20 protein-coding genes are annotated in these 23,953 nt (G+C 59.7%); 12 read left to right on the top strand and 8 right to left on the bottom strand.

Annotation, left to right across the window (positions count from 1 at the left end; translation table 11 throughout):
• Nucleotides 1-22: 22 nt before the first annotated feature.
• The gene (locus F3J36_RS21015; protein ID WP_058757093.1) at nucleotides 23-1,462 is read right to left on the bottom strand and encodes a 6-phospho-beta-glucosidase; all 1,440 of its coding nucleotides are present in this window, start codon (nucleotides 1,460-1,462) and stop codon (nucleotides 23-25) included.
• Between the two features lie 124 nt (nucleotides 1,463-1,586).
• Nucleotides 1,587-2,318, bottom strand: coding sequence for a MurR/RpiR family transcriptional regulator (locus F3J36_RS21010; protein WP_166720504.1), 732 nt, complete (start codon nucleotides 2,316-2,318; stop codon nucleotides 1,587-1,589).
• A 176-nt stretch (nucleotides 2,319-2,494) separates the two neighbouring features.
• On the opposite strand from F3J36_RS21010, the gene F3J36_RS21005 reads away from it, so the two are divergent.
• Nucleotides 2,495-3,148, top strand: coding sequence for a hemolysin III family protein (locus F3J36_RS21005; protein WP_021506671.1), 654 nt, complete (start codon nucleotides 2,495-2,497; stop codon nucleotides 3,146-3,148).
• Between the two features lie 52 nt (nucleotides 3,149-3,200).
• Here F3J36_RS21005 and ygfZ read toward each other — a convergent pair whose 3' ends face one another.
• Nucleotides 3,201-4,184 carry a tRNA-modifying protein YgfZ gene (ygfZ, locus tag F3J36_RS21000; protein WP_166720503.1) on the bottom strand — a complete coding sequence of 328 codons (984 nt, stop codon included), beginning with the start codon at nucleotides 4,182-4,184 and terminating at the stop codon, nucleotides 3,201-3,203.
• A gap of 228 nt (nucleotides 4,185-4,412) precedes the next feature.
• On the opposite strand from ygfZ, the gene sdhE reads away from it, so the two are divergent.
• Entirely contained in the window at nucleotides 4,413-4,679 is a 267-nt protein-coding gene (sdhE, locus tag F3J36_RS20995) for an FAD assembly factor SdhE (protein WP_010616925.1), read from the top strand.
• The gene (locus F3J36_RS20990) at nucleotides 4,654-5,073 is read left to right on the top strand and encodes a protein YgfX (RefSeq protein WP_166720502.1); all 420 of its coding nucleotides are present in this window, start codon (nucleotides 4,654-4,656) and stop codon (nucleotides 5,071-5,073) included. The genes sdhE and F3J36_RS20990 overlap by 26 nt, the downstream gene beginning before the upstream one ends.
• On the opposite strand, the gene fldB is transcribed toward F3J36_RS20990, so the two are convergent.
• Nucleotides 5,070-5,588 (bottom strand): flavodoxin FldB, encoded by a 519-nt coding sequence (gene fldB, locus F3J36_RS20985; RefSeq protein ID WP_010616927.1) that lies wholly within the window; start codon nucleotides 5,586-5,588, stop codon nucleotides 5,070-5,072. The genes F3J36_RS20990 and fldB overlap by 4 nt on opposite strands.
• Nucleotides 5,589-5,688: 100 nt before the next feature.
• On the opposite strand from fldB, the gene xerD reads away from it, so the two are divergent.
• From xerD to recJ, 3 genes are read left to right on the top strand one after another with little or no spacing between them, the layout of a single operon-like run.
• A complete protein-coding gene (gene xerD, locus F3J36_RS20980) occupies nucleotides 5,689-6,582 on the top strand; it encodes a site-specific tyrosine recombinase XerD (RefSeq protein ID WP_058757089.1) in 894 nt (297 codons plus the stop codon).
• Nucleotides 6,583-6,604: 22 nt separating this feature from the next.
• Nucleotides 6,605-7,318 (top strand): bifunctional protein-disulfide isomerase/oxidoreductase DsbC, encoded by a 714-nt coding sequence (gene dsbC / locus F3J36_RS20975; RefSeq protein WP_166720501.1) that lies wholly within the window; start codon nucleotides 6,605-6,607, stop codon nucleotides 7,316-7,318.
• Nucleotides 7,319-7,327: 9 nt separating this feature from the next.
• On the top strand, nucleotides 7,328-9,055 hold the full coding sequence (recJ, locus tag F3J36_RS20970; protein ID WP_058771561.1) for a single-stranded-DNA-specific exonuclease RecJ: 1,728 nt from the start codon (nucleotides 7,328-7,330) through the stop codon (nucleotides 9,053-9,055).
• 3 nt (nucleotides 9,056-9,058) lie between these two features.
• Here the strand turns inward: recJ and F3J36_RS20965 are convergent, their stop codons facing one another.
• Nucleotides 9,059-11,821, bottom strand: coding sequence for an autotransporter domain-containing protein (locus tag F3J36_RS20965; protein ID WP_166720500.1), 2,763 nt, complete (start codon nucleotides 11,819-11,821; stop codon nucleotides 9,059-9,061).
• Between the two features lie 551 nt (nucleotides 11,822-12,372).
• On the opposite strand from F3J36_RS20965, the gene prfB reads away from it, so the two are divergent.
• Both prfB and lysS read left to right on the top strand, forming a co-directional pair.
• Nucleotides 12,373-13,471 (top strand): peptide chain release factor 2 gene (gene prfB / locus F3J36_RS20960; protein ID WP_166720499.1). Its coding sequence is split into 2 segments (ribosomal slippage): nucleotides 12,373-12,447 and nucleotides 12,449-13,471, totalling 1,098 coding nucleotides; the frame shifts between segments, so codons are not numbered across the junction.
• 9 nt (nucleotides 13,472-13,480) lie between these two features.
• On the top strand, nucleotides 13,481-15,001 hold the full coding sequence (gene lysS, locus F3J36_RS20955; RefSeq protein WP_166720498.1) for a lysine--tRNA ligase: 1,521 nt from the start codon (nucleotides 13,481-13,483) through the stop codon (nucleotides 14,999-15,001).
• A 213-nt stretch (nucleotides 15,002-15,214) separates the two neighbouring features.
• Here lysS and F3J36_RS20950 read toward each other — a convergent pair whose 3' ends face one another.
• On the bottom strand, nucleotides 15,215-15,841 hold the full coding sequence (locus F3J36_RS20950; protein WP_166720497.1) for a serine protease: 627 nt from the start codon (nucleotides 15,839-15,841) through the stop codon (nucleotides 15,215-15,217).
• Nucleotides 15,842-16,232: 391 nt separating this feature from the next.
• On the opposite strand from F3J36_RS20950, the gene F3J36_RS20945 reads away from it, so the two are divergent.
• Nucleotides 16,233-17,396 carry an MFS transporter gene (locus F3J36_RS20945; protein ID WP_058775879.1) on the top strand — a complete coding sequence of 388 codons (1,164 nt, stop codon included), beginning with the start codon at nucleotides 16,233-16,235 and terminating at the stop codon, nucleotides 17,394-17,396.
• Here the strand turns inward: F3J36_RS20945 and F3J36_RS20940 are convergent.
• The gene (locus tag F3J36_RS20940) at nucleotides 17,393-18,313 is read right to left on the bottom strand and encodes a LysR family transcriptional regulator (RefSeq protein WP_021506685.1); all 921 of its coding nucleotides are present in this window, start codon (nucleotides 18,311-18,313) and stop codon (nucleotides 17,393-17,395) included. The two genes, F3J36_RS20945 and F3J36_RS20940, sit on opposite strands and share 4 nt — an antisense overlap.
• A gap of 110 nt (nucleotides 18,314-18,423) precedes the next feature.
• Here F3J36_RS20940 and lysA point away from each other — a divergent pair, with 110 nt between their 5' ends.
• Together lysA and F3J36_RS20930 are read left to right on the top strand one after the other, a co-directional pair.
• Nucleotides 18,424-19,677: a diaminopimelate decarboxylase gene (lysA, locus tag F3J36_RS20935; RefSeq protein ID WP_166720496.1), complete on the top strand. Its 1,254-nt coding sequence runs from the start codon at nucleotides 18,424-18,426 to the stop codon at nucleotides 19,675-19,677.
• The gene (locus tag F3J36_RS20930) at nucleotides 19,677-20,129 is read left to right on the top strand and encodes a GNAT family N-acetyltransferase (RefSeq protein WP_058757074.1); all 453 of its coding nucleotides are present in this window, start codon (nucleotides 19,677-19,679) and stop codon (nucleotides 20,127-20,129) included. Before lysA ends, F3J36_RS20930 begins: the two co-directional genes overlap by 1 nt.
• Nucleotides 20,130-20,326: 197 nt before the next feature.
• On the opposite strand, the gene galR is transcribed toward F3J36_RS20930, so the two are convergent.
• Complete coding sequence (galR, locus tag F3J36_RS20925; protein WP_166720495.1) at nucleotides 20,327-21,328, bottom strand: HTH-type transcriptional regulator GalR; 1,002 nt, start codon at nucleotides 21,326-21,328, stop codon at nucleotides 20,327-20,329.
• Nucleotides 21,329-21,524: 196 nt separating this feature from the next.
• Between galR and F3J36_RS20920 the strand changes: the two genes are divergently transcribed.
• Nucleotides 21,525-23,798 (top strand): molybdopterin-dependent oxidoreductase, encoded by a 2,274-nt coding sequence (locus F3J36_RS20920; protein ID WP_166720494.1) that lies wholly within the window; start codon nucleotides 21,525-21,527, stop codon nucleotides 23,796-23,798.
• Nucleotides 23,799-23,953 lie beyond the last annotated feature (155 nt).

Here is a 23,953-nt window from a genome sequence, read left to right as displayed (position 1 = left end):
ATACGTCGCGCGCCATTAGCGGTTACAGCACTTCACCATTGCTGGCAATCACCTGCTGATACCAGGCGAAACTCTTCTTCTTCGAGCGGGCAAAGCTGCCGCTGCCGTCATCGTTTTTATCGACGTGGATAAAGCCGTAGCGCTTGCTGTACTGGCCGGTGGTAAAGGAGACGCAGTCGATGCAGCCCCACGGCGTATAGCCCAGCAGATCGACACCATCCAGCGCCACCGCTTTTTTCATCTCTTCAATGTGCGCGCGCAGATAATCAATGCGGTAGTCATCTTCGATCACGCCCTCAGCATTGGCTTTATCAATGGCACCAAAGCCGTTCTCAACAATAAACAGCGGCTTCTGGTAGCGCTCATACAGCGCATTCAGCACGTAGCGCAGGCCGACCGGATCAATCTGCCAGCCCCAGTCGGACGCTTTCACATGCGGGTTAGGCACTACGCCGTCGAAGCCGGTGATCGGATCGTCGACGCCGCTGGCTTTGGTGTCCACCGCATTGCTCATGTAGTAGCTGAAACCGATGTAGTCGCAGCAGCCCTGACGCAGCGTTTCGGCGTCATCGGCTTCCATCGCAATGTGATAACCCTTGCGCGCCCACTCTTTCAGCGTATAAGCCGGGTACGCGCCGCGCATCTGCACGTCGCTGAACACGTAGCGCTGATGCATCGACTCCTGCGCGCGCATCACGTCATCCGGATGGCAGGAGAACGGATAGACCGGCACCATGGCGATCATGCAGCCAATCTGGAAATCCGGGTTGATTTCGTGGCCGCGCTTCACCACTTTGGCACTGGCGACGAACTGGTGATGCATCACCTGATACATCGTCTGCTCGGGCTTTTCATGCTCTGTGAACACGACGCCGGAGCAGCAGTAGCCGAACAGCGGATACTGCCAGTTGCGCTGGTTATTGATTTCATTGAAGGTCATCCAGTACTTCACTTTGTGGCGATAGCGCGTCATCACCACGTCACTGAAGCGCACAAAGAAATCGACCACTTTGCGATTAGCCCAGCCGCCGTACTCTTTAACCAGATGATAAGGCATCTCAAAGTGCGACAGGGTAATCACCGGTTCGATGCCATATTTCAGCAGCTCATCAAACAGGTCATCGTAAAATTGCAGGCCGGCTTCATTGGGCTGCAGTTCATCGCCGTTGGGGAAAATGCGCGTCCAGGCAATCGAGGTGCGGAAGCATTTGAAACCCATCTCGGCAAACAGCGCCACGTCCTGTTTGTAGTGCGAATAGAATTCCACCGCCTGATGGTTGGGATAGTGCTGGCCGGGCTGGACGCCGGGCGTGATGACGCGATCAACGCCGTGTGCGCCGCCGGTGAGAACATCGGCGATGCTGACGCCTTTGCCGCCCTGATCCCAGCCGCCCTCAACCTGATGGGCTGCCACCGCGCCGCCCCAGAGAAATCCGCTGGGTAACTGCAATCCTTCACTCATTTCAATACCTCGTCACGCTGTTGGCGAAAATAATACTGCCCGCAGTGTAACAACTGAAATAGCAAAGTCACGCTATAACACCGGCGCGGAAATGTGACTTGTTACCGCCGAAAAACAGGCTGTTTTATACCTGCGTGAGGCGGGCAATATAACGGCCCAGCATCTCCAGAATATAAATCACCGGTACCTGGGTGGTAATATCGTAGCGGTCAGGCAGTTTCTCCTGCGGCACATGATAGGAGAGATTGAAATCCGCCATTTTCGCCAGCGAGCAGTTGTCGTGATTGGTGATGGAGATGATTTTACAGTGATGCAGACTGAACTGACTGGCAAAGCGCAGGATCTCTTCGGTTTCGCCAGAGACGGATAAAATAATCGCCAGCGCATTTTCCCAGGCGCTCTTACTCACCGGGTAATAAGGATCATCGATGTGATGACTGAATTTACCAATATTAGAAAAATAGCGTGCACCATATTTGCCGAGACTGCCTGAAGTACCGGCACCAATAAAGAAAATGTGCTCAGCCTCAATGATCATTTGCGCTGCGGTGGCAATCTGCTGATCAAATTCTGCGTTGTTGATGCTTTTAAAAAAGCTCAGCATTTCTCCGACGCCGGAGGGCAGCAGCACCGGCGCGCTTTGCTCCTGCGCCAGGCGAAAACGGATGCGAAATTCTGACCAGCCGTCACAATGCATTTTGCGGCAGAAGCGCAGCACCGTGGTGGTCGAGACGCCCGCCTGCGCCGCCAGTTCGCGGATGGTCATATAACTGACACTTTCCCGGTGTTTGATGATGAAGTGATAAACCTGCATCTCAAGGTCATTCAAACGGGACAGGTCGCTGTGTGAAAACATTCGGGCGGCGCTCACGGCAAAAAGAAGCCTCAGTGTAACAGATTGGTTTGCCGCTGGGTTGTCACACCTCTTCACAGAATAATTTTAGCGTACATGTGTACTCTGAAATTGTTCTTCGCTACTCTGGTGCACAGAAAAAGCACAACTTTCGTTACGATGTTCAGGAATCCGACGCCATGGTACAGAACCGACTTATTGCCCAGGGCTATTCACTGGCCGAAGAGATCGCCAACAGCATCAGCCACGGCCTGGGCTGTGTGTTTGGCATCGTGGGGCTGGTGTTGCTGTTGACCCAAGCCGTTGAAATGCAGGCGAATATCACCGCCATTACCAGCTATAGCCTGTACGGCGGCAGCATGATTCTGCTGTTCCTTGCCTCGACGCTGTATCACGCCATTCCGCATCAGCGCGCCAAATACTGGCTGAAGAAATTTGACCACTGCGCCATCTATTTGCTGATCGCCGGGACTTACACGCCGTTTCTGCTGGTCGGGCTGCAATCGCCGCTGGCGCAGGGATTGATGGTGGTGATCTGGAGTCTGGCGCTGGCGGGCATCATCTTTAAGCTGACCATTGCGCATCGCTTTAAAGTGCTGTCGCTGGTGACCTATCTCAGCATGGGCTGGCTGTCGCTGGTGGTGATTTATCAGCTGGCAACTAAACTGTCGGCCGGCGGCGTCTGGCTGCTGGCGGCGGGCGGGATTGTCTATTCGCTCGGGGTGATTTTCTATGTGTCGCGCCGTATCCCGTACAATCATGCCATCTGGCACGGTTTCGTGCTGGGCGGCAGCGTGCTGCACTTTTGCGCCATCTATTTTTACGTAATGTAACAAGGCAAGGGTCGCCACTGATGGCGACCCTGCGGCGTACCAGCCGTAACCGTTACTCCTCCAGCGAATAGGGCAGCGGCTGAATGGTCAGCTTACCGTTTTCATCGCCTTCAACGCGCAGCACGCTATCCGGCTCCAGATCGTTGTTCAGCACCGCCTGCACCCACACGCTGCCATCATCCAGTTGTACACCGCTCAGCACCGTGCCGGTGCGACGCCATTTGTCGCCCATCTGCAACTCCAGCGAACTGGCTGCGTCCGGTACTTTGCTGGCGCTGCCCGCCAGCCAGTAGAGCGCACGTTTGTTGGCGCCGCGGAATTTGGCGCGCGCCACCATTTCCTGGCCGGTGTAACAGCCTTTTTTAAAGCTGATGGCATCCAGCGCCTGCAGGTTGGTGGCCTGCGGAATCAGCTGCGCCGTGGTGGCGCTGTCGATCACCGGCACGCCCGCCGCAATATCCAGCGCCAGCCACTGCGTGCTGTCATTCAGTTGCGCTTCCCCGGCCAGCTTCTGCTGCAGCGCTTCGGCCTGCGCCGGCGTGGTGACCAGCAGAAAACGCTCGGCTGGTTCGGCGAACCACAGCAGGGTGGTGTCATCCTGCTGCACCACTGGGGTTGTGGCATCCGGCAGCGTGGTGAAAACGTTAGCCAGTGCGGCGTGCGCCTGAAAACCGGCAACGCCGAGCAGGACCGCGTCATCATCGGCCGCAATGGTCACTTTGGCGAACACCGCATACTTCTTCAGTTCGGTCACCTGCTGCTCGCGCAGATTGCGGCGCACGATATAGGCATAACCTTCTCCACGATGGAACAGACGCAGATTGCTCCACATTTTGCCTTTGGCATCGCAGTGCGCTGCCGGGCGATGCTGCGCTGCGTCCAGCGCCGCCACGTCCAGCGTCAGCTGACCCTGCAGATAAGAGGTGCTGTCTTTGCCCTGCACCGATACCAGCGCCCACTCGTCGAGCGACATCAGCGTTAAAGGCAGGCGCGACGCCGCAGCGGGCTGGCGAGGCGGAAGGGTGAAAATCGGCATGAGTCCGTCCTGATCAATAAGGTTTATCCAGTAATATGCTTACCAATGTTAAAAGAGCAGTGCGCCATTGCAACCTGTTTGCGGAATCTGGCGCACAAATCGCGTGATAACCCTGTAACCGGTGGCATTGCTGTGCGTCACCGCGCGCAGCGTCTGGTTGCACGCCTGCAGCGCGGCGAAAAAGCAGGTACACTGAGCGCCACTGTTATCAGCTGTGGAAGAAGACACATGGATATTCATGACAAAGCGCGCGTCCAGTGGGCATGCCGTCGCGGCATGCTGGAGCTGGATGTCTCGATCATGCCGTTCTTTAAATATGAGTATGATTCGCTGAGCGACAGCGACAAGCAGGTGTTTGTCGCGCTGCTGAAGAGCGACGATCCGGACCTGTTTAACTGGATGATGAACCACGGCGAACCGGCCGATCCCGAGTTCAAACGCATGGTGAAACTAATTCAGCAGCGCAACCGTGAACGCGGGCCGGTGGCAATGTGATCTGCGCGCGTCACGCAGCGCGCGGGTGCTGAATGTGACGCTGTTCGGGCTGTGTGGCGCGCTGTTGCTGAGCTGTCGCTGGCCGGCGGGCTGGGCCTGGGTTCAGATCGCGGTAGTGATTCTGCTGACCCTGCAGTGCTGGCGTAACGCGCGTCGCCTGCGGCAGCGCTGCGGAGCGCTCATGCTGGATGACAAGGGTGACTGGTACTGGCGCGGTGAGCGCTGGCAGGCGCAACGGCAGCCGGACTGGCTACCGTGGGGCGTGTTGCTGGTGCTGCGTAACCGTCGCGGGCAGCGCTGGCGGCTGTGGCTGCTGCACGACAGCATGCCGCCCGACGCGTGGCGCGCGTTACGCGCCCGCTGTTTTTTGCTGGATGACGCGACGCCGCATTAAAGCAGCGCGGCGGTTTCGGTCAGAATCTGTTCGCACCACTGCTCGACGCGCTCTTCGCTCAGCTCAAACTGATTAACGTCGTCGAGCGCCAGGCCGACAAACTGCTGACCATCGGCGGTCAGCGGTTTTTTACTGGTGAACTGGTAGCCGTCGAGCGGCCAGTAACCGACAAACTGCACGCCCATCGGCAGCAGCAGTTCGTGCAGCATACCCAGCGCATCAAGGAACCATTCGCTGTACTCGACCTGGTCGCCCATGCCGTACAGCGCCACAATTTTGCCCTGCAGGTTGAGCGCCGGCAGCTGTTGCCACACCGCTTCCCAGTCCTCCTGCAGTTCGCCGAAATCCCAGGTCGGAATACCGAGAATCAGTAAATCGTACTGCTCCATCAGCGACGGATCGTCATCTTTCAGGTTATGCAGTGTGACTAATTCTTCACCGATAAAGTCGCGGATTTTCTCCGCCGTCATCTCGGTGTAACAGGTACTGGAACCGTAAAACAGACCGATATTCATGCAATTAATGCTCTGACTGAAACTCACTCTGGCGCAATTGTACCAGAAGCAGGCCAGTTTCAGGCATAATGAGCACGATTTCACACGGCGAGGGGCAACAGTGCAGGACAGCGATCTGATAGAACAGTTTCTCGACGCGCTCTGGATTGAGCGCAACCTGGCGCAGAACACGCTGGCGTCCTATCGTCAGGATTTGCAGACGCTCACTGCCTGGCTGCACCACCATGAGCGCACGCTGCTGACGCTGGAAGCCGCTGATTTGCAGCAGTTTCTGGCTGAGCGGATTGAGGGCGGTTACAAAGCCACCAGCTCAGCGCGTACTCTGAGCGCGATGCGCCGTCTGTTTCAGTATCTGTACCGCGAAAAGCTGCGCAGTGACGATCCCAGCGCGCTGTTATCAGCGCCGAAATTGCCGCAGCGCCTGCCAAAAGACCTGTCAGAAAATCAGGTCGAGCGCCTGTTACAGGCGCCGGCAACAGACATACCGCTCGAACTGCGTGACAAAGCGATGCTGGAGCTGCTCTACGCCACCGGGCTGCGCGTCTCTGAGCTGGTCGGTCTGACGTTGAGTGATGTCAGCCTGCGTCAGGGCGTGGTGCGCGTCATCGGTAAAGGCAATAAAGAGCGGCTGGTGCCATTAGGTGAAGAAGCAATTTACTGGCTGGAGCACTATATGGAACACGGGCGGCCGTGGCTGCTGAACGGACAGACCATTGACGTGCTGTTCCCCAGCAACCGCGCGCAGCAGATGACACGCCAGACCTTCTGGCATCGCATCAAACACTATGCCACCCTTGCCGGCATCGACAGCGAAAAGCTGTCACCGCACGTGCTGCGCCACGCATTTGCCACACATTTACTGAACCATGGTGCCGATTTACGCGTCGTACAGATGTTGCTGGGGCACAGCGACCTGTCGACCACCCAGATTTACACGCACGTGGCGACTGAGCGCCTGCGTCAGTTACATCAACAGCATCATCCGCGCGCCTGAGCAGCGGCAACAAGGATTTGAGATGAAAAAAACCGTTACGACGCTGGCTCTGCTGGTCAGCGCCTTTTCTGCGCTGGCCCATGCCGATGACAACGCGATTCAGCAATCACTGAAAAAACTGGGTATGCAGCAGGCGGAAATCCAGCCGTCGCCGCTGCCGGGTATCAAAACGGTAATGACCGAAAGCGGCGTGCTGTACGTCACCGAAGACGGCAAGCACATGATTCAGGGCCCGCTGTACGATGTCAGCGGCGCGCAGCCGGTGAATGTCACCAATCAGCTGCTGGAGAAAAAAGTCGCCGCGCTGGCACCGGAAATGATTGTCTACAAAGCGCCGAAAGAGCAGCACGTGATCACCGTATTTACCGACATCACCTGCGGCTACTGCCGCAAGCTGCACGAGCAGATGGCTGACTACAACGCGCTGGGCATCACCGTGCGCTATCTGGCGTTCCCGCGTGAAGGCCTGCACGGCCAGGTGGAGAAAGCCATGACCGCCATCTGGTGCAGCGCCGATCGCAACAAGGCGTTTGATGCCGCCATGAAAGGCGACGCACCGCAAATGGATGCGCCGGCGAGCTGCAAAATTAATCTCGACCAGCACTACAAGCTGGGCATTCTGTTTGGTATTCAGGGCACGCCCGCCATCCTCACCGACAGCGGCATGATGATTCCTGGCTACCAGGGACCGCAGGAGCTGAAGCAGGTGCTGGACGGCCAGAAGCGTGGTGGTTAAGACACAGTGATGCACTCTGTAGAATTGCGTCGGCGTGAAGCCCAGGCCGACGCGCAGTTACCCGACGATTTACCGCCATTGCTGCGTCGTCTCTACCTGCAACGCGGTGTCAAAGACGCCGCCGAACTGGAACGCGGCGCGAAATTCCTGCTGCCGTGGCAAAGCCTTGGCGGCATTGAGCGCGCCGTGACGCTGCTGCATGAGATGCTGCAGCAGCAACGCCGCATCGTGGTGGTAGGCGATTTCGATGCCGATGGTGCCACCAGCACTGCGCTCACCGTGCTGGCGCTGCGCAGCATGGGCGGCAACGTCGATTATCTGGTGCCGAACCGCTTTGAGGACGGCTATGGCCTGAGCCCGGAAGTGGTAGAGCAGGCGCGTGCGCGCGGCGCCGAGCTGATCCTCACCGTGGATAACGGCATTTCGTCGCACGCGGGCGTCGATACCGCACACCAGCACGGGATACCGGTACTGATCACCGATCACCACCTGCCGGGCGAAACGCTGCCGGCGGCAGAGGCCATCGTTAACCCTAACCTGAGCGACAGCGCATTCCCGTCGCGTTCGCTGGCGGGCGTCGGCGTGGCGTTTTATCTGATGCTGGCGCTGCGTGCCCATCTGCGTCAGCAGAACTGGTTCAGCGACGGGCGCAGTGAACCCAATCTGGCTGAACTGCTGGATCTGGTGGCGCTCGGTACCGTGGCCGACGTGGTGCCGCTGGATGCCAACAACCGCATTCTGGTGTGGCAGGGGCTGAGCCGCATCCGCGCCGGCAAATGCCGTGCCGGCATCCGCGCGCTGCTGGAGATTGCTAACCGCGATGCGCGTCAGCTGGCGGCCAGCGACCTCGGTTTTGCCGTCGGGCCACGCCTCAATGCTGCCGGCCGGCTGGACGATATGTCGGTTGGCGTTGCGCTGCTGCTGACGGAAGATATTGCCCAGGCGCGCATGCTGGCCAGCGAACTTGATGCGCTTAATCAGACGCGTAAAGAGATTGAGCAGGGCATGAAGAGCGAGGCGCTGGCGCTGTGCGATGAGCTGGAGCGCCAGCATCGCGATCTGCCGCTCGGGCTGGCGTTCTATCACCCGGAGTGGCATCAGGGCGTGGTTGGCATCCTCGCGTCACGCCTGAAAGAGCGCTTCCACCGTCCGGTGATCGCCTTCGCGCCCGCCGGTGACGGCACGCTGAAGGGCTCCGGCCGTTCGATTGCCGGACTGCACCTGCGCGACGCGCTGGAACGCATCGACACGCTCTATCCTGGCCTGATCATCAAATTTGGCGGGCACGCCATGGCGGCGGGGCTGTCGCTGGAAGAGGCGAAGTACGATGAGTTCCGCCAGCGCTTTGCTGCGCTGATCGACGAATGGCTGGAAGGCGAGGCGCTGCAGGGCGTGATGTGGTCCGATGGCGAACTGCATGCGCAGGAATTTACCCTGCACACCGCGGAAATGCTGCGGGAAGCCGGCCCCTGGGGCCAGGCGTTTCCGGAGCCGGTGTTCGACGGTCAGTTTAAGCTGTTGCAGCAGCGTCTGGTGGGCGAGCGTCACCTTAAGGTGATGGTCGAGCCGCTGGGCGGCGGCCCGTTACTGGATGGTATCGCCTTTAACGTCGACACCAGCCTGTGGCCAGACAGCAGCGTGCGTCAGGTGCAGCTGGCCTACAAGCTGGATATCAACGAATACCGCGGCAATCGCTCGGTACAGCTGATCATCGACCATATCTGGCCGCAGTCGTAACCTTTAGAACGTGACGTCGACACCGCCGCGCAGCACCTTCTCATCGCCGCGATCGGCCACGTGGCGGTCGGCACGCAGAAACAGCCGCGCGCGTGCCGACTGCACCAGATCAACCCGCGCACCAAACCACTGCGAGCGGCGATCGAGCTGCATACCCGGGATGGTAAAGCTCTGCTGACCGCTGCCGAAGCCGCTCCAGCGCGCGCTGACGTCCATCGACGGATTGCTGAACGCGTACTGGTATTCGCCATACAGGCTCAGCATGCTCCACCAGCCCGCCGACCAGTCCTGGCGCGCGCTGAGATTCAGGCCGCCGTAACCGACGCTGCGGCGATAGCTGTCGCCGTCGCCCTGCAGACCAAACGCGCTGCCGCTGTCGCTGAAGCTGCCGGTTTGCAGGCCGGTTTCACGCCAGCCGAGATAAGGCTCAATGCGATAATCCTCCTGCAGCGTCCAGCGATAGCCGCTCTGCAGCGCCGCCTGCCAGCTGTCAGTGCGGGCGGAAGAAGAAACCGGTGCAGCTTCATCCAGCAGCACCAGGCGCTGCAGTTTGTCGCGTCCATGCTGATAGCTGAGATTGCCCTGCCAGTACCAGGCTGGCGTCACCGCATAGCGCCCATACAGCATTACGCCCTGCAGGCTGTTCTGGCTGTTGCCGCCGGTGTCGTCATAGGTGGCATCAAGCTGAGTGTGCGTCCAGGCGATGCCGAGGCGCAGGCCGGGCAGGCCAAAATCGCTGTCGGCACCCAGCGCGGTCAGGGTGTTGCGATAGCGGTTGCCGAGATAGCCGTCCTGGTCGAGCGAACCGCGCAGCTGACCGCTCTCCAGCCAGAAGCCGAAGCGCCCCTGTTCGCTGGCATCATCGATGCGGTTGTTGAGCAGGCGCGTCTGATAATCAAGCGCGTTGAACAGCACCGCATTGCCGGAGGCATGCGCCTGACCGGATAGGGAGTTGATCGCCGCCTGTGCGCTGCGGGTGTCCGCCAGCGTCTGGAAGGCGCCTGCGGCCGCCAGCGCTGACTGCTGCGCACTGCTCAGCGTCGCCTGACCCTGCCAACGGTCTGCCAGCTCAAACGCCTGCTCCAGGTTGCGGCTGGTTTGCTGCGCGCTGGTGCTATCGATTCCCATCGCCTGTGCCGCTGCGGCGGTGTTCTTGCGCGTGAGCTGGCCGGTAACGCTGTGGGCGTCATAGCTGACGGAACCGTCGAGAAATACGCCGGTATTGACCTGACTAAATTGACCGCTCACGCCGCCGCCGCTGGTCAGCAGCGTTTCCTGCTGTTTCACCACGTAGCTGGCGGAGGGCGGCGCCAGGTTTAGCGTGCCGTCGAGCGCTGCGTTGCCGGTCACGCGCAGCGGATTGTTCAGCGTGACGTTGAGCGTACCGTCGGCGCTTTGCTGATAGTTGCCCGCCACCTGCAGGCCGCTATTAACCGATCCCTGGTTGACCAGATTGCCGCCGATGCGCCCGCTGCCACCCAGTTTGCCGCTGCCGTTCACCAGCGCATTGCCGGCAATCGCACCGTCAATCAGCAGGCTATTGGCGGAGACCTGCGTCAGGCCCTGATAGCTGTTGTTGCCGGTCAGCTGCAGCGTACCGCCGCGTTCGCTGCCGTCCAGCACCAGCCCGCGATCGCCGCTGATGTCATTGCTGAACACATACTGGCCGCCGTCGAGGCGCGCACTGAAGTCCTCTGCCCGGAATTGTCCCGGCCCGTTTAAGGCTTTGGCGGCGTTAAGATCGCCCCAGCCGAACGTCTCATTGTATGGCCGCCCGTTCGCGCTGTCGGCGACGTTATCGTGCGCATCACTACGGTAGGTGGCGGTGGTCAGCAGGGTTTGCTGCAGGTTATGGCCGCTCATCCACGGGAAACGCTGCAACAGCTGCGAAGCCGCGGCCGTCACGCGCGGTGCGGCAAACGAGGTGCCGAAGCTGCGCACCTTTACCCAGCTGCCGTCAGAATTTTGATACAGATAATCGGTATAACCCGGCGCGGTCAGGCACCATGCGGCGGCCGCGCCGCAGGCGTCAAACGGTCCGGTGCCGGCTGCGCGTCCCGGCAGATCATAACCGGTATGATCCATGATGCCGGTGACCGCCAGCAGATTACGCGCCAGTTGCGGGTCGTTATACATCAGCGGTGTCAGCACGTCCGGTGCCGGCGTAGCGCCGCTGTTGTTGCCGGTGATCATCACCGCCAGCCCATCTGCCGCAGCCACCGCGTTAAGCCCCTGATACAGTGACTGATAGCGCTGGCGCGCATCGGTCAGCGCCTGCTGGCTGGTGAGGCGCTCCTGCGAACCGTAGGACATATTGAAGATGCGCACGCCCTGTGCCACTAATCCCTGCACGGCGCGCGCAGTATTGTCATAGCTGAAAATGTTATTTTGTGACGCCTGTGCCACATACAGCGCGCTGTCAGGCGACAGCCCCAGTAGCGTCATCGCCACCAGCGTGCCGTGGCCGTTGATTCCCATGTTGTCGTTCAGCGCGGTGTTGCTGTCGACATAACTGGAGAAATTCACGTTGGCGTAATTAATTCCGCTGCGGCCCGGGGCCAGACCGGAGTCAATGATGCCTACTTTATTGCTGGCGGCCGTGGCCGGCACCGCAGGTTCAACCACCGGCGTGACCGGGTTCAGGGTGCCGCCGCCGCCGCTACCACCGCCGCCGCCGCCGCCACCACCACAGGCGCTCAGCAGAAACGGGATGATCAGCGCCAGCAGGCGCGGTGAGGGTAGAAAAGTAACAACAGGATAATGCATGGCAACTCCTCATGCCTCTCAGGGCATGTTGTCGCCCGTTCACGTTAACGGGCCTGAATGCAGTCTTTCCCTGTCACGAATACTCCTGAGCAACGTGGCTGACAGACAGAACGCAATAGATGAAGCACGAACCCCTGAGATTCCGCCAGGGTGCAGAAAGGATAAGGTGCGCACTGGCCGGTTGATGGCCAGGACAGCGCAGCATTGCGCAGGCTAATCGCGCTATATCACGCTTCGAACCAGACATTTCTGATGGTGGAGTTTTAATGATTTTGTCTGAGAAATCATGGGTTTTAATGACGCCAGCTGGCGTTTATTGTCGAGATTATGTAGGAAAATTCTGAAGACGCACCGCGTAGGTGGCGAGTGACAGCGGGATTTCTGGCAACCGCCATACCTGCTGGTTTCCAGAACTGGCGCAATTATTTTCTGCCGGTTCATACGCGGTATAGCCATTGATGTGCAAAGCTACAAACCAGGCGCGCTTTCGGGTAAACTAGCGCGTTACTTTTATCTCCTCTCACCGAATCGTCAAAAAAGACTGAAAAGCCATGTTTGAAATTAATCCGGTCAAAAATCGTATCCAGGACCTCAGCGAGCGCAGCAGCGTTCTTAGGGGGTATCTTTGACTACGATGCCAAGAAAGAACGCCTCGAAGAAGTAAACGCCGAGCTGGAACAGCCGGACGTCTGGAACGAACCTGAACGCGCGCAGGCGCTGGGCAAAGAGCGCGCTTCGCTGGAAGCGGTGGTTGAAACGCTCGACCAGATGCAGCAGGGGCTGGAAGATGTCCAGGGTCTGCTGGAGCTGGCGGTTGAAGCCGACGACGAAGAGACCTTTAACGAAGCCGTGGTCGAGCTGGACGCGCTGGACGTGAAGCTGGGTGAACTGGAGTTCCGCCGCATGTTCTCCGGCGAATACGACGGCGCCGACTGCTACATGGATATTCAGGCCGGCTCCGGCGGCACCGAAGCGCAGGACTGGGCCAGCATGCTGCTGCGCATGTATCTGCGCTGGGCGGAAGCCAAAGGCTTCAAAACCGAGATCATCGAAGAGTCCGAAGGCGAAGTGGCCGGTACCAAATCAGCCACCATCAAAATCATCGGTGATTACGCTTACGGCTGGCTGCGTACCGAAACCGGCGTTCATCGTCTGGTGCGTAAGAGCCCGTTCGACTCCGGCGGTCGTCGTCACACCTCCTTCAGTTCGGTATTTATTTACCCGGAAGTGGATGACAACATCGACATCGAAATCAACCCGGCCGACCTGCGTATCGACGTCTATCGCGCATCGGGTGCCGGTGGTCAGCACGTTAACAAAACCGAGTCAGCGGTGCGTATTACCCACCTGCCGACCAACATTGTGGTGCAGTGCCAGAACGACCGCTCGCAGCATAAGAACAAAGATCAGGCCTTCAAACAGCTGCGTGCCAAGCTGTATGAATACGAAATGCAGAAGAAGAATGCCGACAAGCAGGCGGCGGAAGAGAACAAGTCGGACATCGGCTGGGGCAGCCAGATCCGTTCATACGTTCTTGACGATTCGCGCATCAAGGATCTGCGTACCAGCGTAGAAACGCGTAACACCCAGGCCGTACTGGATGGCGATCTTGACCGTTTTATTGAAGCAAGTTTAAAAGCAGGGCTATAAGGAACCGACATGTCTGAACAACAACCGCAGAGCGCTGATGCCGCCCTTGAGTTAAACAACGAACTGAAAGCGCGTCGCGAAAAACTCAGCGCGCTGCGTGAAAAGGGCGTGGCGTTTCCTAACGATTTCCGCCGTGACACCACCTCCGATCGTCTGCATGCCGACTATGACAGCAAAGAGAACGACGAGCTGGAAGCGCTCGGCGTTGAGGTGAGCGTAGCCGGTCGTATGATGACCCGCCGCATCATGGGTAAAGCGTCGTTCGCCACCCTGCAGGATGTGGGCGGTCAGATCCAGATCTACGTTTCGCGTGACGATCTGCCGGAAGGCGTCTACAACGAGCAGTTCAAAAAGTGGGATCTCGGCGATATCCTCGGCGCGCGCGGTAAGCTGTTCAAAACCAAAACCGGCGAGCTGTCGATCCACATCTCTGAGCTGCGCCTGCTGACCAAAGCGCTGCGTCCGCTGCCGGACAAATTCCACGGCCTCGCCGATCAGGAAACCCGTTACCGTCAGCGTTACCTTGACCTGATTGCCAATAAAGAGTCACGCGAAACGTTTAAAACGCGTTCAAAAATCATGGCCGGTATTCGCGAGTTCATGGTTGGTCGCGACTTTATGGAAGTGGAAACGCCGATGATGCAGGTGATTCCTGGCGGCGCGTCCGCGCGTCCGTTCATCACCCATCACAACGCGCTCGACATCGACATGTACCTGCGTATCGCGCCGGAACTGTACCTCAAGCGTCTGGTGGTTGGCGGTTTCGATCGCGTGTTTGAGATCAACCGTAACTTTCGTAACGAAGGGATTTCGCCGCGCCACAATCCAGAGTTCACCATGATGGAACTCTATATGGCGTATGCGGATTACAAAGATCTGATCGAACTGACCGAGAGCCTGTTCCGCACCCTGGCGCAGAGCGTGCTAAACAACACGAAAGTGCCTTACGGTGATCACACCTTCGATTTCGGCAAGCCGTTTGAGAAGCTCACCATGCGTGAAGCGATCAAGAAATACCGTCCGGAAACGGACCTCGCCGATCTGGATGACTTTGACAAAGCAGTGGCGATTGCCAATGAGCTGCACATCAAAGTGGAGAAGAGCTGGGGTCTGGGCCGCGTGGTGACCGAGATCTTCGAAGAGACCGCCGAAGCGCACCTGATTCAGCCAACCTTCATCACCGAGTATCCGGCAGAAGTGTCACCGCTGGCGCGTCGTAATGACGAGAACCCGGAAATCACCGACCGCTTTGAGTTCTTCATCGGCGGCCGTGAAATCGGTAATGGCTTCTCCGAGCTGAACGATGCGGAAGATCAGGCCGAGCGTTTCCTGCAGCAGGTTAACGCGAAGGACGCCGGTGATGACGAAGCGATGTTCTACGACGAAGACTACGTCACCGCGCTGGAGCACGGTCTGCCACCGACTGCGGGTCTGGGCATTGGTATCGACCGCCTGGTCATGCTGTTCACCAACAGCCACACCATTCGTGACGTGATCCTGTTCCCGGCTCTGCGCCCGACCGGTAAGTAATCAGGTTGCCTTCACCCTCACCCTAACCCTCTCCCATGGGGAGAGGGGACCTGCCTGTACCCCGGTGGGAGAGGGCCGCTGTGGTTTTCTCCCTCTCCCGGTGGCAGAGGACCGCTGTGGTTTTCTCCCTCTCGCTGTGGCAGAGGTCAGCTCTGGTTTTCTCCCTCTCCCCGTGGGAGAGGGCCGGGGTGAGGGCATCAGCGCGCACCCAACCTAAGACTTCACCACGCCCTCCAGCCACGCCTGGAACCGCGCATAAGGCACATACAGCGCCACATCTTTAAACAGCGTTTTGCCGCTCTTATTATCATCAATCCGACTGCTATAGCCGACAATCACCCCGGCCAGCGTGTCGTCGCTGGCGTTATACACCGCGCCGCCGGACATGCCTTTCACCACGCCGGCATTGGCCGCCACCACCACGCAACTGGCCTTATTCCAGTCATTGCTCAGCGTCGTATTGATCAGGTTTTTGCCGCTTGATGCCACCGGCAGCGCGGAGATAAAGCTATACCCATACAGATTTACGTTGTCGCCGATATGACTGTTGCGGAACTGCGGGGGCAGATTGGCTTCTTTATTTGCATGATAAACCACGGCGATATCGCACTCCGGATGCCAGGCCTTCACCCGATACAGCGAATATTTGGCCACGTGTGCCGCCGTCAGGCTGTATTCGCGCGTCAGGGGGATAGTGGTGCCCAGCGCACCCATGCCGAGCACGGTGGGGATGCCGGTGACGGTCATATCGACGCGCCTGGCCGCTTCTGAGCTGTATTCATAGTGCCCGACCGAGCAGCCGCTTAAGCCGCCGATCGCCAGCGCGATGATCCATCGCATAACTCTGTCCCCCTGTTGTGTTGACGCCGCATCACCGGGCAATCCATTGGGGTATCGGCAATGTGCGACCATCCTTTACTGCCTGATTTAACGCCAGAAAGCGCCGTCGCTGTGACAGCGATCACAACCTGTTATCAAGCGTAGTCTGTTATCGCCGTCCTGTCTCAGTGATGCATAAGCGACACTTTTTAGCGCCGGGATTATTGCCGCGCAGGCAAAATAGCCTTGCTGCCGCCCGGGTGGTTGAGAGTCAGAGGCTGTGCTTTAATAGCAGACTGTGACGCACTTCAAAAATAAACATCCCCGCACTGTCGGAGGGATACGCGTCTGTCTTAACCGTACGGCGTTCGTCGTGCGGCCCGCCTGCAAAATTATTTTGGGAGAGTGTGTTATGCCTGTTGCATTACTGGCGCTGGCGCTGAGTGCGTTCGCCATCGGCACCACGGAGTTCGTCATCATGGGGTTACTGCCGGAAGTGGCGGGTGACCTGCAGGTGTCGATTCCTTCTGCGGGCTGGCTGATCAGCGGCTATGCGCTGGGCGTGGCTATCGGCGCGCCAATCATGGCGCTGCTGACCGCGAAACTGCCGCGTAAACGTACCCTGATTCTGCTGATGATCATCTTCATCATCGGCAACGTACTCTGTGCGCTGGCTTACACCTATAACCTGCTGATGCTGGCGCGCGTTATTACCGCGTTGTGTCACGGTGCGTTCTTCGGCATCGGCTCAGTGGTCGCGGCAAGCCTGGTGGCGCCGAGCCGTCAGGCGTCGGCGGTGGCGCTGATGTTTACCGGTCTGACGCTGGCCAACGTACTGGGCGTGCCGCTCGGCACCTGGTTTGGTCAGCTGTTTGGCTGGCGCGCCACCTTCTGGGGCGTGGCGATTATCGGCATCCTCGCGTTCATCGCGCTGATTGTCAGCCTGCCGACTAACAAAGATGAAAAACCGGTGCACCTGGCGAGCGAAATCAGCGCGCTGGCCAACGGCAAACTGTGGCTGTCACTGCTGATGACAGTGTGTTTTGCCGCCGCGATGTTTGCGCTGTTCAGCTACATTGCGCCGCTGCTGTTACAGGTGACCGGCATCAGCGATCGCGGTGTCAGCTGGACGCTGTTCCTGATTGGTGCTGGCCTGACGGTGGGTAACATTGTTGGCGGGAAACTGGCGGACTGGAAAGTGTCGTTCAGCCTGATCCTCAGCTTCTCGCTGATCGCCGTGTTTTCGCTGCTGTTCAGCTGGACCAGCCATGCGCTATGGCTGGCAGAGGTAACCCTGTTCCTGTGGGCAATGGCGACCTTCGCCACCGTGCCGGGCCTGCAAATTAACGTGGTGCGCCACGGTAAAGACGCGCCAAATTTGGTGTCGACGCTCAACATTTCGGCCTTCAACGTCGGTAACGCACTCGGTGCGTGGGTGGGCGGCGCAGTAATCGATAAAGGCTATGGCCTGACGGCGGTGCCGGTCGCGGCGGCAGCGCTGGCGGCAGCGGGATTAGTGGTTTGTCTGCTGACCTTCCGCAAATCGGGCGGTCAGCGCGAGACGGTGCGCGCTTAAGCCAGCCGCTGGGCGATGCGCTGCGGAAAGGTGGCCACCTGCTGCTGCAGGTGGTCGCAGAAGTGATCGACCAGCGCCGATGCCGGCCGATGCTGTGGCCGCACCAGGCTCACCGTGAACGGCACGGCAATACTGAAGCGGCGCATCACCACGCCGCTGTCGGCGTAATCCAGCGCTGTCAGCGGATTAACAATTGAAATGCCCACCCCGGCGCGCACCATCGCGCACACCGACGCGGCGCTGTGCGTCTCCAGCACCAGCCGCCGCTCCACCTGCTGCTCATGGAACAGCGCATCCAGCAACTGACGATAGCTATCGCTGCGCGACAGGCTGACATAGTTTTCACCGTGAAAATCCTGCGGCGTCAGCACCGCCCGCTGACACAGCGGATGCTGCGGTGGCAGCACGCACACTTCATCACAGGTTAGCAGTGCCAGGCGTTCAGTCCCGGCGGGTGCATGCTGGGTTTCGGTCAGACCGAGATCGTAGCGCTGCGCCGACAGCCACTCCTCCAGCAGCGGCGACTCCTGCGGAATAATATTCAGGCTCACCTGCGGATAGCGCTGTAAAAACGGCTGCAGCAGCGGCGGCAACAGCGACTGGGAAAAAACCGGCAGGCAGGCGATGGACAGCTCGCCCTGGCGGAAATTGCGCAGCCCTTCGGCGGCATCCATGATGCGATCCAGACCGTACCACGAGCGCTGCACCTCTTCGTACAGCCGCAGCCCCTGTACGGTGGGCTGCAGGCGACCGCGCACCCGCTCAAACAGCTGTAAGCCCAGCTGCTGCTCCAGCCGCGCCAGTTCGCGGCTCACCGTTGGCTGCGAGGTATGCAGCAGCGTGGCAGCCTGGGTCAGATTGCCGCTGGTCATCACCGCGTGAAAGATTTCGATATGCCGCCAGTTGATTTTTGCCATCGTCGCCTCCGTGTTATCCATATCATATTTGCATAGCTGATGCTTAAACAGATATTTTTCTGCATCACTGTGCTGTGGCTAAATGACAGCAACGACTCAGGAGAATGCTCATGCCACGTCCACTTAACGATTCCCAGACGGCGCTTAACGCCACAAATCTGCTGCCGCTGGCGCAGCGCTACAGCGGCCCGTTCTGGGCTTACGATGCCGAAATCATTCAGCAGCGTATTGCGCAGCTCAGCGCGTTTGACGTGGTGCGCTTTGCGCAAAAGGCCTGCTCAAATATTCATATTCTGCGGCTGATGCGCGCTGCCGGCGTCAAGGTCGATTCGGTCTCGCTCGGCGAGATCGAACGTGCGCTGGCTGCCGGTTTTCAGCCGGGCGGCGAGGATATTGTGTTCACCGCCGATGTGCTGGACTCACCGACGCTGGCGCGCATCGCCGAGCTGAAGGTGCCGGTGAATGCCGGATCCGTGGATATGCTGCATCAGCTCGGCACGGTTTCGCCGGGTCACAGCGTCTGGCTGCGCATTAATCCGGGCTTTGGCCACGGTCACAGCCAGAAAACTAATACCGGCGGCGAAAACAGTAAGCACGGCATCTGGCACAGCGATCTGCCGCTGGCGCTGGCGGCGATTCAGCAGCATGGCCTGCAGCTGATAGGTTTACATATGCACATCGGTTCCGGCGTCGATTATGGCCATCTGCAGCAGGTGTGCGACGCGATGGTCGATCAGGTAGTGGCCTTTGGTCAGGACCTGCAGGCCATTTCGGCGGGCGGCGGGTTATCAATTCCTTATCGCTTTGGTGAGGAGGCGATTGATACGCAGCACTATTACGGCCTGTGGAACGGCGCGCGCGAGCGTATCGCGGAGCACCTCGGCCATGCGGTGAAGCTGGAGATTGAGCCGGGCCGTTTTCTGGTGGCGGAGTCGGGCGTACTGGTGTCGCAGGTGCGGGCGGTGAAGCAGATGGGTAGCCGTCACTTTGTGCTGGTGGATGCCGGTTTCAGCGATCTGATGCGTCCATCGATGTACGGCAGCTATCACCATATTTCGCTGCTGCCTGCCGATGGCAGCGCGCCGGGTGAGGCGAATGTGGATAGCGTGGTGGCCGGGCCGCTGTGTGAGTCGGGAGATGTGTTTACCCAGCTGGAAGGAGGCAAAGTGGAAACCCGCGCGCTGCCGGCGGCACAGGTCGGCGATTATCTGGTGTTCCATGATACCGGTGCTTACGGCGCATCAATGTCCTCCAACTACAACAGCCGTCCGCTGATCCCGGAAGTGCTGTTTGAGCAGGGCGTGCCGCGTGAGATTCGCCGTGCGCAGACTATTCAGGAACTGCTGGCGCTGGAGCTGAACTGATGCGCATCGTGCCGCTCAGCAGCGTGCCGCATCACGCCAGCCAGATCACCGACTGGCTGTGGCAGGCGTTTGGTGACGGCACCTCGCGCGCGTTTTACGACAGCATTGTACGCAGTAGCCTGAACGGTGCCGCGTTTCCGGTGACCTTTGTCGCGCTGGACGATGATGACGTGCCGCACGGCACGGTAGGGTTCTGGCGCTGTGATTTGATTAGCCGTCAGGATCTCTATCCGTGGGTTGCCGCGCTGTATGTGGATGAAGCGGCGCGCGGGCAGGGGCTGAGCGCCGCCCTGCAGCAGCACGTGCTGGATTACGCCCGCCAGCGCGGCTATGCAACGGTGTGGCTGTGGTCAACGTTTGGCGGCTACTACGAGCGATTCGGCTGGCAGTATCAGTGTGATGCGCTGGAGTTTCCTGAGGTGCAGGTGAAGGTGTATTCGCAGGATTTATAGTGGGTTGGGTGCGCGCTGGCCCTCACCCCAACCCTCTCCCGCAAGCGGGCGAGGGGGCTGACCGCGCGCGCTGGCCCTCACCCCAACCCTCTCCCGCAAGCGGGAGAGGGGGCTGACCGCGCTCTCCTTGCCGCGCGCTCTGGAACGTTCCCTCTCCCTCAGGGAGAGGGTCAGGGTGAGGGAAAGCCCGCACCCGTTTAACCCGGTCCACCCACCGAATGCCGCCTGACCAGCGTCGGGCTAAACATATTGGTCACCTCCGGCAGCGCGGTGCCGTTGGCCAGCGCCAGCGCCAGCTGCGCGGCCTGCTGCGCCATGGTCACAATCGGATAGCGCACCGTGGTCAGGCGCGGACGCACGTAGCGCGACACCAGCACATCATCAAAGCCAATCAGCGACATCTCTTCCGGCACGCGAATGCCGTTATCGCTCAGCACCGCCAGCGCACCGGCGGCCATCGAATCGTTGTAGCACGCCACCGCGCTCACCTGCTTGCCGCGTCCGAGCAGTTCCGTCATTGCCTGCTCGCCACCAACCTCATCCGGTTCTCCCCACGCCACCAGCCGGTCGTTGCACGGCAGACCGTGCTCCTTCAGCGCATCGTAGTAGCCCTGCAGCCGATCTTCGGCGTCAGAGATGGTGTGCGTCGAGCAGATAAAGGCGATCTGCGTATGGCCCTGCTGAATCAGGTGGCGCGTGGCCAGCCAGGCGCCGTAGCGGTCATCCAGCGCAATGCAGCGCGACTCAAACCCCTGCAGCAGCCGGTTCAGCAGCACCATACCTGGCACCTGCTTCATCAGCAGCTCTAAATCGTCATCGGGAATTTTCTTGGCGTGCACCACTAGGGCGGCACAGCGATGGCGCATCAGCTGTTCAATCGCCTGACGCTCTTTCTGCTCATTATGGTAACCGTTACCAATCAGCAGAAAGTTGCCGGTTTGCCCGGCGACTTCATCAACCGCTTTCACCATCGCGCCAAAAAACGGGTCTGACACATCGCCTACCACCAGCCCGAGCGTTTCGGTGGATTGCTGCGCCAGCGCGCGGGCATTGGCGTTCGGGTGATACTGCAGCTGTTCCATGGCCAGGGTAACGGCGAGGCGCGAACTCTCGCTGGCTTTGGGCGAATTATTGATGACGCGGGACACGGTCGCGACCGACACCCCCGCCATGCGGGCAACATCCTTAATAGTAGCCATGCAATGGTCGACATCCGGGAAAACGTTTACACATGCTCTCAGTGTTACGGAAAAGCCCGGCAGCCGCAACCCGCCAGAATGTCAGCGCTGTCGCAAAAGTGCGGAAAATCAGACGCTCACGGTGAGGCTTTAGCCCGGTAACGGCACCGTGCTATGCTGCCAGCCTGAATCACACCTGCTTGCCGGACCCATAACCATGAAAACTCGTGTGCCGCACCTTGCGCACTGGGGCGCGTTTACCGCCGTCACCGAAAATCAGCGCCTGATTGCCTGCGAACCTTTCTTCGCCGATGCCGATCCTTCCCCGATGATCCACACTCTCCCTGAACTGGTGTACTCGGATAAACGCATCCGTCAGCCGATGGTGCGCCGTTCGTGGCTGAAGTCGCGTGAAAACAGCGATCGCACGCTGCGCGGCCGGGAAGATTTTGTCGCCGTGGACTGGGACACCGCGCTCGATCTGGTGGCTGAAGAGAACCGCCGGGTGCGCGACCGCTACGGCGCTTCCGGCATTTTCAACGGTTCGTACGGCTGGTCATCAGCCGGTCGCGTTAACCACGCGCGCACCCTGATTCGTCGCTTCTATTTCCAGGGCGGCGGTGGCGTTGATCAGCAGGGTAACTACAGCTGGGGCGCGGCACAGTTCTTTCTGCCGTACGTGATTGGCACTTATATGCCGCTCACCGGCCGCGTCACCGACTGGCCGCAGGTGGTGGAGCATGCAGAAATTTTCGTCGCCTTTGGCGGCCTGGCGCTGAAAAATGCGCAGGTGGCCTCCGGCGGCGCCGGCGAGCACAGCCTGAAACCGGCGCTGCAGCAGCTGAGCGCCAAAGGCACGCCGATCATTAACATCAGCCCGATGCGCGATGACTGCCCGGCATTCGTTAACGCCGAGTGGATTCCGATTCGCCCGAACACCGACGTGGCGCTGATGCTGGCGCTCGGCTATGAAATTACCCGCCGCAACGCGATCGATGAGGCTTTCCTCGCCAGCCACTGCACCGGCTGGCCGCAGCTGCGTGCCTATCTGCTGGGCGAAAGCGACGGCGTGGCAAAAACGCCCGCGTGGGCCAGTGCGATAACCGGTATTCCGGCAGCGCGTATCGCATTGCTGGCGCAGCAGCTGGCGGGCAAACGCAGCTTTATCACCTGTGCTTATGCGGTGCAGCGCGCCCATCGCGGCGAGCAGCCGTACTGGATGATGATTGCGCTCTCGTCGATGCTGGGCCAGCCGGGACTGCCGGGCGGCGGCTTCTCTTTTGGTCATGGCTCAATGAACAGCGTCGGCAATCCGCGCCAGGAAGGCCCGGCGCCGCTGATGAGCACCGGCCCGAATCCGGCGAACCTGTCGATCCCGGTGGCGCGCATCAGCGACATGCTGCTCAATCCCGGCCAGCCGTATGCGTTTCAGGGCGAGACGCTGCACTATCCCGACATTCACCTGGTGCACTGGGCAGGCGGCAATCCGTTCCACCATCACCAGCAGCTCAACCGGCTGGTCGAGGGCTGGCAGCGTCCGGATACGGTCATCGTGCAGGATATCGTCTGGACGCCCGCGGCGCAGATGGCGGATATCGTGCTGCCGGCCACCACCACGCTGGAGCGCAACGACATTGGCGGCTCCTCGCGTGACCGCTTCGTGCTGGCGATGCACCAGGCGATTAAACCGCAGCATCAGGCGCGTAACGACTTTGATATTTTTGCCGATCTGGCCGATCGCCTTGGCTACCGCGATCGCTTTACCGAAGGACGCAACGAGATGCAGTGGATTGAGCATCTTTACCAGCAGTGCGCGCAGGCGCATGCGCAGCTGGACATCGCGTTCCCGGAGTTCGAGGCATTCTGGCAGCGCGGTTTTGTTGAGATTCCGCAGGGCGGCAAGCCGTACGTGTTTATGGATGATTTCCGCGCCGATCCGCAGGCGCATCCGATTCACACCGCCAGCGGTAAAATTGAGCTGTTTTGCCAGACCATCGCCGATTACCAGCTGGCGGATTTCGCCGGGCATCCGGAGTGGCGCGCGCCGCAGGAGTGGCTTGGCGCAGCGCTCAGCGCGCAGTTCCCGCTGCACATGATTTCGGTGCAGCCTGCGGATCGCCTGCACAGCCAGCTGGATGCCACCGCCACGGTGCAGGCCGGCAAAACTGCCGGTCACGAAACGCTGTATGTGCACATTGACGATGCCGCCGCGCGCGGTATCAGTGACGGCGATGAGATTGAAGTGAGCAACGCGCGTGGCCGTATGCTGGCTGGCGTTCGCCTGACGGACGGCCTGACGCCCGGCGTGGTGATCATCGCCACCGGCGCCTGGTTCGATCCCGGTTTCGGCAAAGCGTGGCAGCCGTGGGACCGCGCCGGCAACCCTAACGTGCTGACGCTCGACATCGGAACCTCGTCGTTAACTCAGGGACCAAACGCCATGAGCTGCCTGGTGGAAATTAAAAAACACGCCAGTTGCACAATCGGCTAACAATCTCACCGCTGGTTACATTTTGCCGGTAACTGTTGCGTTTGAGTGATAGTTTCTGCGCTGAGCAACTTGCTACAGTCAGGGTCCCAGAGGTATTGATGGGTGAACATCAACAGTTTTCTTGATTACACCGACCTGCGCAGATGCGCAGGTTT

Source organism: Pantoea sp. Cy-640 (assembly GCF_011752635.1).
GTDB classification, from domain to species: domain Bacteria; phylum Pseudomonadota; class Gammaproteobacteria; order Enterobacterales; family Enterobacteriaceae; genus Pantoea; species Pantoea dispersa.
This window is presented reverse-complemented; position numbering and strand designations above follow the sequence as displayed.

Excerpts from the sequence above, each read along its gene's own strand:
- fldB (WP_010616927.1), bottom strand. The coding sequence starts at position 5,588 with ATGAATATCGGTCTGTTTTACGGTTCCAGTACCTGTTACACCGAGATG.
- F3J36_RS20920 (WP_166720494.1), top strand. The coding sequence starts at position 21,525 with ATGAAAACTCGTGTGCCGCACCTTGCGCACTGGGGCGCGTTTACCGCC.
- sdhE (WP_010616925.1), top strand. The coding sequence starts at position 4,413 with ATGGATATTCATGACAAAGCGCGCGTCCAGTGGGCATGCCGTCGCGGC.
- F3J36_RS20945 (WP_058775879.1), top strand. The coding sequence starts at position 16,233 with ATGCCTGTTGCATTACTGGCGCTGGCGCTGAGTGCGTTCGCCATCGGC.
- dsbC (WP_166720501.1), top strand. The coding sequence starts at position 6,605 with ATGAAAAAAACCGTTACGACGCTGGCTCTGCTGGTCAGCGCCTTTTCT.
- galR (WP_166720495.1), bottom strand. The coding sequence starts at position 21,328 with ATGGCTACTATTAAGGATGTTGCCCGCATGGCGGGGGTGTCGGTCGCG.
- recJ (WP_058771561.1), top strand. The coding sequence starts at position 7,328 with ATGCACTCTGTAGAATTGCGTCGGCGTGAAGCCCAGGCCGACGCGCAG.
- ygfZ (WP_166720503.1), bottom strand. The coding sequence starts at position 4,184 with ATGCCGATTTTCACCCTTCCGCCTCGCCAGCCCGCTGCGGCGTCGCGC.
- F3J36_RS21005 (WP_021506671.1), top strand. The coding sequence starts at position 2,495 with ATGGTACAGAACCGACTTATTGCCCAGGGCTATTCACTGGCCGAAGAG.
- F3J36_RS21010 (WP_166720504.1), bottom strand. The coding sequence starts at position 2,318 with ATGTTTTCACACAGCGACCTGTCCCGTTTGAATGACCTTGAGATGCAG.
- F3J36_RS20950 (WP_166720497.1), bottom strand. The coding sequence starts at position 15,841 with ATGCGATGGATCATCGCGCTGGCGATCGGCGGCTTAAGCGGCTGCTCG.
- lysA (WP_166720496.1), top strand. The coding sequence starts at position 18,424 with ATGCCACGTCCACTTAACGATTCCCAGACGGCGCTTAACGCCACAAAT.
- F3J36_RS20965 (WP_166720500.1), bottom strand. The coding sequence starts at position 11,821 with ATGCATTATCCTGTTGTTACTTTTCTACCCTCACCGCGCCTGCTGGCG.
- F3J36_RS21015 (WP_058757093.1), bottom strand. The coding sequence starts at position 1,462 with ATGAGTGAAGGATTGCAGTTACCCAGCGGATTTCTCTGGGGCGGCGCG.
- F3J36_RS20940 (WP_021506685.1), bottom strand. The coding sequence starts at position 18,313 with ATGGCAAAAATCAACTGGCGGCATATCGAAATCTTTCACGCGGTGATG.
- F3J36_RS20930 (WP_058757074.1), top strand. The coding sequence starts at position 19,677 with ATGCGCATCGTGCCGCTCAGCAGCGTGCCGCATCACGCCAGCCAGATC.
- lysS (WP_166720498.1), top strand. The coding sequence starts at position 13,481 with ATGTCTGAACAACAACCGCAGAGCGCTGATGCCGCCCTTGAGTTAAAC.